Below are 13040 nucleotides of genomic sequence, written 5' to 3'. Positions count from 1 at the left end.
CTGTGGGGCGGCGCCAGCGGTTAGTTCGCAAGCCTCTAAAAGCAAGCTTTTTTAAAGCCGTGCAGCAGAAAAACCGTAAACACTTTGTAAGGTGGCCTCTGCTTATTTCATAATGCGCAGCCAGCATGCATTTGCTCTATGTGTTTCGCCCGCACCTTTTTCCAGAGGTAAGTTGACTCCCATGAACCGCACCGGCCGCACCCTTGCATTGGGCTGCCTGTTGCTTATCTTTCCCCTGCTGGCCCAAGCCGCAGGTGGCAACTCGTTGTTGATCCCAGCGATGGGTCGCTGCACCCTCAATACCTTGCCGGAAAACCTGCCAGCGGCGCTCGACGCCTGCAAACAGGCCGCGCAGGCCGGGGATGCCCAGGCGCAATACGAGTTGGGCGAGTTCTACTACGAGGGCAAGCAGGCACCCCGCGATCTGGCGCAGGCGCTGGACTACTTCGAAAAAGCCTCGCTGCAGGGCCATGCCCAGGCGCAGTACCGGCTCGGTTCGATGTTCGCTGCGGGCGAAGGGGTACCGGCCAACAATATCCAGGCCTATGTGGTCCTGAAGATGGCGGCGGTCAACGGCGCAGAAGATGCACTGGACGCCGCCGACGAGGTGGCTGCGAAGATGGACCGCAAGGAGCTGGAAGCTGCAACCCAGGTCCTGGGGCAGATCTTCCGCAAATACCTGCTGGAACTGCAGAGCGCCGACGGGCGTACGCCCTTTTCACCACTGCCCTGAACGCGGGCAGGCCACACCGGTAGCCCCCCGCCAGCCCGCTGGGCTTACTTTTCAGGCATCGGCATCGGGAATGGCATCACGTTGCTGCCACCCTTAGCTTCGCTGATCTTCGGCGTCCCCATCCGCTCGACTTCGTCGATGCGCACGATCGAGTGCATCGGCACGAAGCTGCGCACCACACCCTCGAACTGCGCCTTGAGTTTTTCCTCGCTGGGGTCCACCACCACAGTGGTGCGTTCACCGAAAACGAATTCCTCCACTTCCAGAAAGCCCCACAGATCACTCTGGTAGATCTGCTTGGCGTACATTTCGTACACCTGGCCCTGGTTGAGGAAGATAACCTTGTAGATGGGAGATTCGCGTTTGGTCATGGCAGGTAGCTGATGATCGCAAGGGTGAAAAAAGGCAGAGACTATAGCAGACCGGCAACCCTGGAAGAGCATCGCCGTCATCCCTATAATGCGCGGTTCTTCGCAACGACAGACTGATCGAGCATGGCCAAGAAGCTTTACATCGAAACCCACGGCTGCCAGATGAACGAGTACGACAGCTCGCGCATGGTCGACCTGCTGGGCGAACATCAAGCCCTGGAAGTGACCAGCCGGGCCGAAGATGCCGACGTGATCCTCCTCAATACCTGCTCGATCCGCGAACGTGCCCAGGACCGCGTGTACTCGCAACTGGGCCGCTGGCGCGAGCTGAAGCAGGCCAACCCGGAGATGGTCATCGCCGTGGGTGGCTGCGTGGCCAGCCAGGAAGGCGCCGCGATCCGCGACCGCGCGCCCTACGTGGACGTGGTCTTCGGCCCGCAGACCCTGCACCGCCTGCCGGAAATGATCGACGCGGCGCGGGTCAGCCGCGAACCGCAGGTCGACGTGTCGTTCCCGGAAATCGAGAAATTCGACCACCTGCCCGAACCCCGCGTCGACGGCGCCACGGCCTTCGTCTCGGTCATGGAAGGCTGCAGCAAGTACTGCACCTTCTGCGTGGTGCCCTATACCCGTGGCGAGGAGGTCAGCCGACCGTTCGACGACGTCATCGGCGAGATCATCCACCTGGCTGAAAACGGCGTGCGGGAAGTCACCCTGCTCGGCCAGAACGTCAATGGCTACCGCAGCCCCAACCCCGACGGCAGCGTCGCCGACCTGGCCGACCTGATCCGTGTGGTGGCCGCCATCGACGGTATCGAGCGTATCCGCTACACCACCTCGCACCCGCTGGAGTTCTCCGACAGCCTGATCCAGGCCCACGCCGAAGTGCCGGAGCTGGTCAAGCACCTGCACCTGCCCGTGCAGTCCGGCTCGGACCGCATCCTGGCGGCAATGAAGCGCAACCACACCGTGCTGGAGTACAAGTCGCGGCTGCGCAAGCTCAAGGCGGCGGTGCCGGACATCTGCATCAGTTCCGACTTCATCATCGGCTTCCCGGGTGAAACCGAGAAAGACTTCGAAAACACCATGAAGCTGGTCCAGGACGTGGGCTTCGACTTCTCCTTCTCGTTCGTCTACAGCCCGCGCCCCGGCACCCCGGCCGCCGACCTCAAGGACGACACCCCCGAAGAGGTCAAGAAGCAGCGCCTCAACGCCCTGCAGCATCGTTTGAACCAGCAGGGCTACGAAATCAGCCGACAGATGGTGGGGACTACCCAGCGCATTCTGGTCACTGATTACTCGCGCCGCGACCCGGGCCAGTTGCAGGGGCGTACCGAGAACAACCGGATCGTCAACTTCACCTGCAACAATCCGAGCCTCATCGGCCAGTTTGTCGACGTCCACATTGACGACGCACAGCCCCATTCCCTGCGTGGCTCGCTGCTGATGTAACCGGCGCCCGTCCGCGAACGGCTCAACCACGGGCCTTTCGCGGAACGCGTCACGGCGGTGCAAGTCAGAGCTTTCGCACAGCGAAAGCTGGGGTTATGCTGCAACTCACCTCAACAGCCGTCAGGCGGCCAAAAAAGACCTTGAACGCACCCATAGAACCTCACCGTTTTATCCTCGAACCTTTCGAGGCCCATCGTTTCGCCAACCTGTGCGGGCAACTCGACGAGCATCTGCGCCTGATCGAGCAGCGCCTGGACATCGAGATCCGCAACCGCGGCAATCAGTTCGAACTGATCGGCGATCCCAAGCAGACCTCCTCGGCAGAAAACCTGCTGCGCCTTCTCTACCGGGAAACCAAGGGCTCCGAGCTTACCCCGGACATGGTTCACCTGTTCCTGCAGGAATCGGGCATCGAGGCCCTGAACCAGAATTCGGCCAGCGACCCGAGCGTGGCCCTGCGCACCAAGAAAGGCATGATCCGTCCGCGCGGCTTCAACCAGCAGCGCTACGTCAAGGCGATCCTCAACAACGACATCAACTTCGGCATCGGCCCGGCCGGTACCGGCAAGACCTACCTGGCCGTGGCCTGCGCGGTCGACGCGCTGGAGCGCGAGCAGATCCGCCGCATCCTGCTGGTGCGCCCGGCGGTCGAGGCCGGCGAGAAACTGGGCTTCCTGCCCGGCGACCTGGCGCAGAAGATCGACCCCTACCTGCGCCCCCTGTACGACGCCCTCTACGAAATGCTCGGCTTCGAATACGTGGCCAAGCTGATCGAGAAGCAGATCATCGAGATCGCCCCGCTGGCCTACATGCGCGGCCGCACCCTTAATAACAGCTTCATCATTCTCGACGAGAGTCAGAACACCACCGTCGAGCAGATGAAAATGTTCCTGACCCGTATCGGCTTCGGTTCCACCGCCGTGATCACCGGCGACATCACCCAGGTCGACCTGCCGCGCGGCACCAAGTCGGGCCTGGCGCATGTCATCGAGGTGCTCAAGGACGTGCCGGGCATCAGCTTCACGCATTTCCGCCCCAAAGACGTGGTGCGCCACCCATTGGTGCAACGCATCGTGGAAGCCTACGAGCGTTTCGACGAGCGCACCGGCACTGGCGAAACCGCCAAGGGCGGCGAACGCGATGCTTGAGCTGGACCTGCAGATCGCCAGCGACACCCCCGCGCCCAGCGAGGCCCAGTTCCGCCAGTGGTGCGAAATGGGCCTGCGCCAGCGCCAGGGCGACTCGGAAATGACCATTCGCCTGGTCGACGAAGCGGAAGGCCGCGAGCTCAACCGCACCTGGCGGCACAAGGACTACGCCACCAACGTGCTGTCGTTCCCCGCCGACGTCCCCGATGACCTGCTGGACATTCCGTTGCTGGGCGACCTGGTCATCTGCGTACCGGTAGTCGACCGCGAGGCCGCCGAGCAAGGCAAGGCCCGCGATGCACACTGGGCGCACATGGTCATCCACGGCTGCCTGCACCTGCTCGGCTATGACCACATCGAGGACGATGAAGCCGAGGAAATGGAAGCGCTGGAACGAAGGTTGCTTGAGGAGCTGGGCTATCCGGATCCTTATGCGGACGACGACAGCGAAGCCCCCCATCATTCAGAAACACCACGCAAGGACCACGAGTAAGGGCCATGAGCGAAGATCGATCGAGCAATGGGCAGAAGTCATGGCTGGGTAAACTGACCCAGGCTTTTGCCCACGAGCCCAAGAACCGCCAGGAGCTGCTGGAGCTGCTGCGCGAAGCCCACCAGAACAAACTGCTGGACAGTGAAGCGCTGGCCATCGTCGAGGGGGCCATCCAGGTCGCCGACCTGCAGGTGCGCGACATCATGATCCCGCGCTCACAGATGATCAGCATCAAGGCCAACCAGACCCCACGCGAATTCCTGCCTGCGGTGATCGACGCCGCGCACTCGCGCTACCCGGTCATCGGCGAAAGCCACGATGACGTGCTCGGTGTGCTGCTGGCCAAGGACCTGCTGCCGCTGATCCTGCAGCAGGACGAAGCGACCGACATCAAGAACCTGCTGCGCCCGGCCACCTTCGTGCCCGAGTCCAAGCGCCTCAACGTGCTGCTGCGCGAATTCCGCGCCAACCATAACCACATGGCCATCGTCATCGACGAATACGGCGGTGTGGCCGGCCTGGTGACCATCGAGGACGTGCTGGAGCAGATCGTCGGCGACATCGAGGACGAACACGACGTCGAGGAAGACAGCTACATCAAACCGCTGCCCAGCGGTGACTTCCTGGTCAAGGCGCTGACGCCCATCGAAAGCTTCAACGAGTTCTTCGACAGCGAATTCTCCGATGACGAATTCGACACCGTCGGCGGCCTGGTGATGAACGCCTTCGGCCATCTGCCCAAGCGCAATGAAACCACCGAGATCGGCGCCTACCGGTTCCGCATTCTCAATGCCGACAGCCGCCGCATCCACCTGCTGCGCCTGAGCCCGGTTTCACGCGTCTGAGCGATGCCCACCGACCGCAAGCCTGAATGTAACGAGCCGTACTAAGGAAAATCGATGCGCTGGATCACCCGCCCCGGCTGGCCCGGTAACTTGCTGGCCGTGGCGGCCGGCGGCCTCACCACCTTGGCCCTGGCGCCATTCGATATCTGGCCCCTGGCGCTGCTCGCCGCTGCGCTGTTCTATCTTGGCTTGCGCGACCTGAGCCCACGCCAGGCGCTGGGCCGCGGCTGGTGCTTCGGCTTCGGCCTGTTCGGTGCCGGCACCAGCTGGATCTACGTCAGCATCCACACCTACGGCGGCGCTTCGGCGCTACTGGCCGGCCTGCTGATGCTGGCGTTCATCGCCGCCATCGCGCTGTTCTTCGCCCTGCCCGCCTGGCTCTGGGTGCGCTGGCTGAGACGCAGCCACAGGCCGCTGGCCGATGCCGTGGCCTTCGCCGCGCTGTGGGTGCTGCAAGAAACCTTCCGCGGCTGGTTCCTCACCGGTTTCCCGTGGCTGTATTCCGGCTACAGTCAGCTCGACGGCCCACTGGCCGGGCTGGCGCCGCTGGGCGGGGTGTGGCTGATTTCCTTCGTCCTGGCCCTGAGCGCCGCGCTGCTGTGCAACCTGCCGCGCCTGCGCCAGCAGCCGGCCTGGCTGGGAATGGCAGCAGTGCTGCTGGTCGCCCCCTGGGTGATTGCCCTGGTGCTCAAGGACCACGCCTGGACCTCGCCCTCCGGCAAGCCGCTGAAGGTTGCGGCCATCCAGGGCAATGTCGAACAGATGCTGAAATGGGACCCCACGCACCTCAATGCGCAACTGGCGCTGTACCGCGACATGACCTTCCGCTCACAGCCGGCCGACCTGATCGTCTGGCCGGAAACTGCCGTGCCGGTGCTCAAGGAAAGCGCCGAAGGCTACCTGAGCATGATGGGCAACTTTGCCGGCGAACGCCGCTCCGCGCTGATCACCGGCGTGCCGGTGCGTGAACTCAGCGGTCGCGGTGTGTACCGCTACTACAACGGCATTACCGTGACCGGCGAGGGCGACGGCCTGTACTACAAGCAGAAGCTGGTGCCGTTCGGTGAGTACGTGCCGTTACAGGACGCGCTGCGCGGCCTGATCGAGTTCTTCAACCTGCCGATGTCCGACTTCGCCCGTGGCCCCAACGACCAGTCACTGCTGCAGGCCAAGGGTTACCAGATCGCGCCATACATCTGCTACGAGGTGGTCTACCCGGAATTCGCCGCCAGCCTGGCCGCCCGCAGCGACCTGCTGCTGACCATCAGCAATGACACCTGGTTCGGCACCTCCATCGGCCCGTTGCAGCACCTGCAGATGGCGCAGATGCGCGCCCTGGAAGCCGGCCGCTGGATGATCCGCGCCACCAACAATGGCGTCACCGCATTGATCGACCCGTTCGGCCGCATCACCACCCGGGTGCCACAGTTCGAGCGCGCAGTGATGTACGGCGAAGTGGTGCCAATGCATGAGCTGACGCCCTACCTGCGCTGGCGCTCCTGGCCACTGGGCATCGTCTGCGCCGCACTGCTGGGCTGGGCCTTGCTGACGGCACGGCGCACCAGGCAAGCCCAATACTGATCGCCTTGGATGCGGCGCTTTAGCCGCAACGCAGTTCGGTTAGGCGTCATGTGACTCGGTAGGAGCGGCTTTGGCCGCGAAAGGGCCAGGAAGTCGCGGCATCGGTGAACAGCCGGTCGCTTCGCGGCTGAAGCCGCCCCTACCGGTCGAACAGGCTAGTCGGCATAGGCCCACGGATAGACCAGCAAGCCCGCCGCCTCATTGAGCAACACCGCGCTGTGGGCAAAGGCACGGGCTTCCGGCAACCAGCCACCGAAGGGCGTGGCGTTGTCCACACCCAGGAAGCCCACCGGCGCGCCAATCACCTCGAAGCCCGCCTGCTCGAAGCTCCACACAGCCCTGGGCATGTGCCAGGCCTGGGTCACCACTACCACGCGCCTGACCCCCTGCGGCAGCAGTTGCTGCGCGCTGAACCGGGCATTCTCCCAGGTGGTACGGCTCTGCTCTTCCAGCCAGCGCACTTGAACACCGAAGTCTCTCTGCAGGGTGTCGGCCATCATCCGCGACTCACTGGGCGGTTCACCGTAATGCAAGCCGCCGCTGGTCAGCAGCGGCAGGCCGCTGACCCTGGCCAGGTGCGCGGCCATCTGCAGACGCTGCAGCCCCATCGGCGTCGGTACATCCTCGCCCCAGGCCGGCGCCTGACGCTCGCGACCGTTGCCCAGCACCACGATGGCATCGGCGCGCTGCGCCAGGCTGGCCCACTGCGCCTGAGGCAACGGCGGCACGCGTTCCAGCTGGCGCGCGGCATGCTCCACCACCACCGGCAGGCTCATCAGCCACAGACCACCCAGCCCGCAGGCGAAGCACGCCAGCGCCAGGCGCGGCCGCGAGCGTCGCAGCCACCAGGCCAGCAGCAAAAGAAGGAACAGAATGCCAGGCGGCAGCAGCAGGGTCTTGAACAGGTAACGCAAGGGCATTGGGCATCTCCATCGATGCCCGAAGCCTAAATTGAATGGTGCCAGGCAACAATGCCTGCTGAACGGGCCCGCAGCCCGCGATGATCAGAACTTGAAAGTGTTCTGTGAGTAACGGCCCGGTCTGGCCACGGTGTTTGCTCGCCTCTTGTCTTTGAGCCAGATGACCCTGGCCAAATCCTGCGACACCTCGACTGGCACGGAACGCTCCGGCGAAGCCATGCAACTGCCCTGTGACATACCCTCAACAGCCCCGTTTGCGGCCCTCGCGCCTTTCTCAAGGTAGGCCTCGATCAATTCGAACTCCGCGTTGCTGAGCCCGTCGAGCTCCAGCTCCTCGGGCATCTCGTCGCGCAGCCGGCCTGCGGTGCTTGCCGTTTCCAGCGCAAGCCCGAGGCGATTGATCAAACGTTCATACAGCTCAGGAGTGACTACTGTGTGCTGCAACTCTGTCATCCGCTCACCTCACTGAAGATTGGACATCCTCGTCTTTGAGCTTAGCGCTGCCACCGAAACAGGCGCGAAACTGCGACCAACGGCGGGAACTAATCGGCAAGCGCGCTGGCAGGCGGCCTTTTTTGCCCGCCGTCATCGCAATCAGGGTTTCCCTCGATCGTCGGCGCTCATGTATGCTACGGCGTTTCCTGTCACTCCACTTGCGCCCCGCAGAGCTCCAACGCACCGCCCAGGCCATCGCGCCCGGTGCCGACCTGACTCGCGAAGCGATGAAGAGGCCAAGGGTCACCAATCCTTAGTAAAAAGCAGCCATGCACGAACTCTATCAGCCCCGCGAAATCGAAGCCGCCGCCCAGTCGTTCTGGGACGAGCAAAAGTCTTTTGAAGTCAGTGAACAGCCAGGCAAGGACACCTACTACTGCCTGTCGATGTTTCCCTACCCCAGCGGCAAGCTGCACATGGGTCATGTGCGCAACTACACCATCGGTGACGTGATCGCCCGCTACCAGCGCATGCAGGGCAAGAACGTGCTGCAGCCAATGGGCTGGGACGCCTTCGGCATGCCGGCGGAAAACGCCGCGATGAAGAACAACGTCGCTCCGGCCAAGTGGACCTACGAAAACATCGCCTACATGAAGACCCAGCTCAACAGCCTGGGCCTGGCGATCGACTGGTCCCGTGAAGTGACCACCTGCAAGCCCGACTACTACCGCTGGGAGCAGTGGCTGTTCACCCGCCTGTTCGAAAAGGGCGTGATCTACCGCAAGAACGGCACCGTGAACTGGGACCCGGTGGACCAGACCGTACTGGCCAACGAGCAGGTCATCGACGGCCGCGGCTGGCGTTCCGGCGCGCTGATCGAAAAGCGCGAGATCCCGATGTACTACTTCCGCATCACCGACTACGCGGACGAACTGCTGGAAAGCCTCGACGAACTGCCGGGCTGGCCCGAGCAGGTCAAGACCATGCAGCGCAACTGGATCGGCAAGTCGCGCGGCATGGAAGTGCAGTTCCCCTATGACAAGGCGAGCATCGGCCATGCCGGCGCGCTGAAGGTCTTCACCACCCGCCCCGACACCCTGATGGGCGCCACCTACGTGGCCGTCGCTGCCGAGCACCCGCTGGCCACCCAGGCCGCGCAGGGCAACGCCGAGCTGCAAGCCTTCATCGAAGAGTGCAAGAGCGGCAGCGTCGCCGAAGCCGACGTCGCCACCCAGGAGAAGAAGGGCATGCCCACTTCCCTGTTCGTCGAGCACCCACTGACCGGCGAGAAGCTGCCGGTCTGGGTCGCCAACTACGTGCTGATGCACTACGGCGACGGCGCGGTGATGGCCGTGCCGGCGCATGACGAGCGCGACTTCGAATTCGCCCGCAAGTACGACCTGCCGGTCAAGGCCGTGGTGCGCACCAGCGCTGGCGACGAGGTCGGCAGCGAGTGGCAGGCCGCCTACGGTGAGCATGGCCAGCTGATCAACTCCGGCGCCTTCGACGGCCTGGACTTCCAGGGTGCCTTCGACGCCATCGAAGCGGCGCTGATCAGCAAAGACCTCGGCAAGTCGCGCACCCAGTTCCGCCTGCGCGACTGGGGCATCAGCCGCCAGCGCTACTGGGGCTGCCCGATCCCGATCATCCACTGCCCGTCCTGCGGCGACGTACCGGTGCCGGAAGAGCAACTGCCGGTGGTGCTGCCCGAGAACGTCGTGCCGGACGGCGCCGGCTCGCCCCTGGCGCGCATGCCCGAGTTCTACGAATGCAGCTGCCCGAAATGCGGCGCTGCGGCCAAGCGTGAAACCGACACCATGGACACCTTCGTCGAGTCGTCCTGGTACTTCGCCCGCTACGCCTCGCCGAAGTACGAAGGCGGCATGGTCGACCCGCAGGCCGCCAACCACTGGCTGCCGGTGGACCAGTACATCGGCGGTATCGAACACGCGATCCTGCACCTGCTGTATGCGCGCTTCTTCCACAAGCTGATGCGCGACGAGGGCCTGGTCAGCTCCAACGAGCCGTTCAAGAACCTGCTGACCCAGGGCATGGTGGTCGCCGAGACCTACTACCGCACCGCCAGCAACGGCGGCAAGGACTGGTTCAACCCCGCCGACGTCGAGGTCGAGCGCGATGCCAAGGCCAAGATCATCGGCGCACGCCTGAAGACCGACGGCCAGCCGGTGGAAATCGGCGGCACCGAGAAGATGTCCAAGTCGAAGAACAACGGCGTCGACCCGCAAGCCATGATCGATGCCTACGGCGCCGATACCTGCCGCCTGTTCATGATGTTCGCCTCGCCACCCGACATGAGCCTGGAATGGTCCGACTCCGGTGTCGAAGGCGCCAACCGCTTCCTGCGCCGTGTCTGGCGCCTGGCTCACGCGCATGTCAGCCAGGGCCTGCCCGGCCAGCTCGACGTCGCGGCGCTGGATGACGCCCAGAAGGCCGTGCGTCGCGCCATCCACGCGGCGATCAAGCAGGCCAGCACCGATATCGGTCAGTTCCACAAGTTCAACACCGCCATTGCCCAGGTGATGACCCTGATGAACGTGCTGGAAAAGGCCCCGCAGGCCAGCGCACAGGACCGTGCCCTGCTGCAGGAAGGCCTGGAGGCCGTGGTCCTGCTGCTGGCGCCGATCACTCCGCACATCAGCCACGTACTCTGGCAACAGCTGGGGCACGAGGGTGCCGCCATCGATGCCGGCTGGCCGGCGCTGGATGAAAGCGCGCTGGTGCAGGACAGCCTGCAACTGGTGGTACAGGTCAACGGCAAGCTGCGCGGGCACATCGAAATGCCGGCCAGCGCCAGCCGCGAAGACATCGAGGCCGCCGCACGGGTCAACGAGAACGTGCAGCGCTTCGTCGACGGCCTGACCATCCGCAAGGTCATCGTCGTACCCGGCAAGCTCGTCAACATCGTCGCCAGCTGATAGACCAGGGCGCCCGCCACATGCGGGCGCCCACCAATTTCCGGGGTACGCGTCGCGGCCCTCAAGGATTCAAGGGGAGTATCGAGATGATCAAACGCAATCTGCTGGTAGTCGGCCTGGCCGTGCTCCTGAGTGCCTGTGGCTTCCAGCTGCGCGGCACCGGCAGCAACGAGTTGCCGCTCAAGGAACTGGACCTGAGCGCACGCAACGCCTACGGCGAGACCGTGACCCAGCTCAACCGTCTGCTGACCGCGGGTGGCGTGAAGATCTACCCTGGCGCGCAGTACAAGCTGATTCTGGTCAACGAGGCTGAAACCCAGCGCACCGCGAGCTACTCCGGCTCGGGTCGCTCCGCCGAGTACCAACTGACCTCGACCCTGAACTTCGAGATCCACGGCATGCAGGACCGTTTCCTGCTGGGCGAGAAGATCAGCGTCGACCGCGTGTACGTCCACGACGGCAACAACCTGACCGGTTCCGACCAGGAAGCCGCCCAGGTTCGTCAGGAAATGCGCCACGACCTGATCCAGCGCCTGCTGGCCCGCCTGCAACAGATGACGCCTGAGTACCTGGAGAAACTGCAGGCCCGTGCCGATGACGTGGCCCGTGCCGAAGAGCAGGCTCGCCAGGAGGCCCAGCGCCTGCGTGACGAGACCCCGCAACAGTCGCCCATCGAAATTCCTGGCCGCTAAGCCAGCAAGGGGCCAGCTCGCTGGCCCCGCTCCTGCCCGCCGATGAAACTCGCTCCCGCGCAACTCGCCAAACACCTGCAAGGTCCGCTGGCACCCGTCTACGTGGTCAGTGGTGACGATCCGCTGCTCTGCCAGGAAGCCGCCGACGCCATTCGCGCCGCCGCGCGTCAGCAGGGCTTCGACGAACGCCAGGTATTCAGTGCCGACAACAACTTCGACTGGGGCACGCTGCTGCAAGCGGGTGCCAGCCTGTCGCTGTTCGCCGAACGCCGCCTGCTGGAGCTGCGCCTGCCGTCGGGCAAGCCTGGCGACAAGGGTGCCGCGGCGCTGATCGAGTACTGTTCGCGGCCGGCCGAAGATACCCTGCTGCTGGTCAGCCTGCCCAAGCTCGATGGCAGCGCGCAGAAGACCAAGTGGGGCAAGGCGCTGATCGAAGGCGCGCAGTGCCAGTTCATCCAGATCTGGCCGGTGGACGCCGGCCAGCTGCCGCAGTGGATTCGCCAGCGCCTTTCGCAGGCAGGCCTGGCCGCTACCCAGGACGCCGTCGAACTGATCGCCGCACGTGTCGAGGGCAACCTGCTGGCCGCGGCCCAGGAGATCGAGAAGCTCAAGCTGATGGCCGAAGAAGGTCAGATCACCGTGGAAACGGTACAGGCGGCGGTGGCCGACAGCGCGCGCTTTGACGTCTTCGGCCTGACCGATGCGGTTCTCAATGGCGACGCCGCGCACGCGTTGCGCATGCTCGAAGGGCTGCGCGGCGAGGGAGTGGAGACGCCGGTGATTCTCTGGGCGCTGACCCGCGAGCTGCGCTCGCTGGCGACCATGGCCTTGCAATACAGCCAGGGCATGCCGCTGGACAAGGTGTTCAGCTCGGCCCGGCCACCGGTGTGGGACAAACGCAAGCCGCTGATGAGCAAGGCCCTGCAGCGGCTTTCCGCCAAGCGCTGGAGCCAGCTGCTGCTGGAAGCGCAACGCATCGACGAACAGATCAAAGGCCAGGCGCCCGGCTCGGCCTGGAGCAGCCTGGCACGGTTGGCCGTGCTGATGTCCGGCCAGCGCCTGGGGTTGCCGGCCGAATGAGTGCAGCACCCGTTCCCGGCTGAAGCCGGTCCCACCGTAACGACACCGGCCATAGTAGAGACCTATTGGACACGTGTCGGAACATGTCCGATCATGCGCTCGCCATTCATCCAAGGGATACCGCCATGAGCAAACAGAAGCGGCCCAACAAGGCCAAATCCATCATCGCCCAGCCATTGTTCCGCAGCCGCCAGGAACGCCCGGCCAAGGGCAAGGGCAGCTACCGCCGCGAAGCCTTCCAGTCGAAAAACTGGGAGGCTTCTTGCTTTCTGGCCCATCGATAAATGCAGTTACCTTGGGCACCCCTGCAACAACGCTGGCATGTTAAGGTCTGCATCTAAACGGTATTCCTTT

General features: G+C 64.1%; 13 protein-coding genes. 10 read left to right on the top strand and 3 right to left on the bottom strand.

All coding sequences use genetic code 11. The features are described 5' to 3' along the window. Nucleotides 1-181 precede the first annotated feature (181 nt). Complete coding sequence (locus tag RRX38_RS19815) at nucleotides 182-733, top strand: tetratricopeptide repeat protein (RefSeq protein ID WP_295476466.1); 552 nt, start codon at nucleotides 182-184, stop codon at nucleotides 731-733. 44 nt (nucleotides 734-777) lie between these two features. Here RRX38_RS19815 and RRX38_RS19810 read toward each other — a convergent pair whose 3' ends face one another. Next, the gene (locus tag RRX38_RS19810) at nucleotides 778-1104 is read right to left on the bottom strand and encodes a DUF1820 family protein (protein ID WP_295476468.1); all 327 of its coding nucleotides are present in this window, start codon (nucleotides 1102-1104) and stop codon (nucleotides 778-780) included. Between the two features lie 123 nt (nucleotides 1105-1227). On the opposite strand from RRX38_RS19810, the gene miaB reads away from it, so the two are divergent. The 5 genes from miaB (at nucleotide 1228) to lnt (ending at nucleotide 6623) form a co-directional block, all read left to right on the top strand. Then, on the top strand, nucleotides 1228-2556 hold the full coding sequence (gene miaB, locus RRX38_RS19805; RefSeq protein ID WP_315960367.1) for a tRNA (N6-isopentenyl adenosine(37)-C2)-methylthiotransferase MiaB: 1329 nt from the start codon (nucleotides 1228-1230) through the stop codon (nucleotides 2554-2556). Between the two features lie 140 nt (nucleotides 2557-2696). Next, entirely contained in the window at nucleotides 2697-3704 is a 1008-nt protein-coding gene (locus tag RRX38_RS19800; protein WP_295476471.1) for a PhoH family protein, read from the top strand. Next, a complete protein-coding gene (ybeY, locus tag RRX38_RS19795; RefSeq protein ID WP_315960366.1) occupies nucleotides 3697-4197 on the top strand; it encodes an rRNA maturation RNase YbeY in 501 nt (166 codons plus the stop codon). Before RRX38_RS19800 ends, ybeY begins: the two co-directional genes overlap by 8 nt. Nucleotides 4198-4202: 5 nt before the next feature. Beyond that, on the top strand, nucleotides 4203-5042 hold the full coding sequence (locus tag RRX38_RS19790; RefSeq protein WP_315960365.1) for an HlyC/CorC family transporter: 840 nt from the start codon (nucleotides 4203-4205) through the stop codon (nucleotides 5040-5042). Between the two features lie 54 nt (nucleotides 5043-5096). Next, nucleotides 5097-6623 carry an apolipoprotein N-acyltransferase gene (gene lnt / locus RRX38_RS19785; protein WP_315960364.1) on the top strand — a complete coding sequence of 509 codons (1527 nt, stop codon included), beginning with the start codon at nucleotides 5097-5099 and terminating at the stop codon, nucleotides 6621-6623. Nucleotides 6624-6778: 155 nt separating this feature from the next. On the opposite strand, the gene RRX38_RS19780 is transcribed toward lnt, so the two are convergent. Together RRX38_RS19780 and RRX38_RS19775 are read right to left on the bottom strand one after the other, a co-directional pair. Then, nucleotides 6779-7543 (bottom strand): YdcF family protein, encoded by a 765-nt coding sequence (locus RRX38_RS19780; RefSeq protein ID WP_295476477.1) that lies wholly within the window; start codon nucleotides 7541-7543, stop codon nucleotides 6779-6781. Nucleotides 7544-7627: 84 nt separating this feature from the next. Further along, nucleotides 7628-7996 (bottom strand): hypothetical protein, encoded by a 369-nt coding sequence (locus RRX38_RS19775; RefSeq protein ID WP_295476478.1) that lies wholly within the window; start codon nucleotides 7994-7996, stop codon nucleotides 7628-7630. Nucleotides 7997-8307: 311 nt separating this feature from the next. On the opposite strand from RRX38_RS19775, the gene leuS reads away from it, so the two are divergent. The 4 genes from leuS to arfA all read left to right on the top strand — a co-directional run bounded on the left by leuS (nucleotide 8308) and on the right by arfA (nucleotide 12970). Next, the gene (leuS, locus tag RRX38_RS19770) at nucleotides 8308-10914 is read left to right on the top strand and encodes a leucine--tRNA ligase (RefSeq protein WP_315960363.1); all 2607 of its coding nucleotides are present in this window, start codon (nucleotides 8308-8310) and stop codon (nucleotides 10912-10914) included. A gap of 86 nt (nucleotides 10915-11000) precedes the next feature. Further along, a complete protein-coding gene (gene lptE, locus RRX38_RS19765) occupies nucleotides 11001-11606 on the top strand; it encodes an LPS assembly lipoprotein LptE (protein WP_295476480.1) in 606 nt (201 codons plus the stop codon). A gap of 42 nt (nucleotides 11607-11648) precedes the next feature. Continuing rightward, nucleotides 11649-12686 (top strand): DNA polymerase III subunit delta, encoded by a 1038-nt coding sequence (gene holA / locus RRX38_RS19760; protein ID WP_315960362.1) that lies wholly within the window; start codon nucleotides 11649-11651, stop codon nucleotides 12684-12686. Nucleotides 12687-12811: 125 nt separating this feature from the next. Continuing rightward, on the top strand, nucleotides 12812-12970 hold the full coding sequence (gene arfA, locus RRX38_RS19755) for an alternative ribosome rescue factor ArfA (RefSeq protein WP_295476482.1): 159 nt from the start codon (nucleotides 12812-12814) through the stop codon (nucleotides 12968-12970). The last annotated feature ends 70 nt before the right edge of the window (nucleotides 12971-13040 follow it).

The organism is Pseudomonas sp. DTU_2021_1001937_2_SI_NGA_ILE_001 (assembly GCF_032463525.1).
Taxonomy (GTDB): Bacteria; Pseudomonadota; Gammaproteobacteria; order Pseudomonadales; family Pseudomonadaceae; genus Aquipseudomonas.
This window is presented reverse-complemented; position numbering and strand designations above follow the sequence as displayed.

Coding starts and splice junctions, on each gene's coding strand:
- lptE (WP_295476480.1), top strand. CDS start 11,001: ATGATCAAACGCAATCTGCTGGTAGTCGGCCTGGCCGTGCTCCTGAGT.
- RRX38_RS19815 (WP_295476466.1), top strand. CDS start 182: ATGAACCGCACCGGCCGCACCCTTGCATTGGGCTGCCTGTTGCTTATC.
- RRX38_RS19790 (WP_315960365.1), top strand. CDS start 4,203: ATGAGCGAAGATCGATCGAGCAATGGGCAGAAGTCATGGCTGGGTAAA.
- lnt (WP_315960364.1), top strand. CDS start 5,097: ATGCGCTGGATCACCCGCCCCGGCTGGCCCGGTAACTTGCTGGCCGTG.
- ybeY (WP_315960366.1), top strand. CDS start 3,697: ATGCTTGAGCTGGACCTGCAGATCGCCAGCGACACCCCCGCGCCCAGC.
- RRX38_RS19810 (WP_295476468.1), bottom strand. CDS start 1,104: ATGACCAAACGCGAATCTCCCATCTACAAGGTTATCTTCCTCAACCAG.
- holA (WP_315960362.1), top strand. CDS start 11,649: ATGAAACTCGCTCCCGCGCAACTCGCCAAACACCTGCAAGGTCCGCTG.
- RRX38_RS19780 (WP_295476477.1), bottom strand. CDS start 7,543: ATGCCCTTGCGTTACCTGTTCAAGACCCTGCTGCTGCCGCCTGGCATT.
- leuS (WP_315960363.1), top strand. CDS start 8,308: ATGCACGAACTCTATCAGCCCCGCGAAATCGAAGCCGCCGCCCAGTCG.
- arfA (WP_295476482.1), top strand. CDS start 12,812: ATGAGCAAACAGAAGCGGCCCAACAAGGCCAAATCCATCATCGCCCAG.
- RRX38_RS19775 (WP_295476478.1), bottom strand. CDS start 7,996: ATGACAGAGTTGCAGCACACAGTAGTCACTCCTGAGCTGTATGAACGT.
- miaB (WP_315960367.1), top strand. CDS start 1,228: ATGGCCAAGAAGCTTTACATCGAAACCCACGGCTGCCAGATGAACGAG.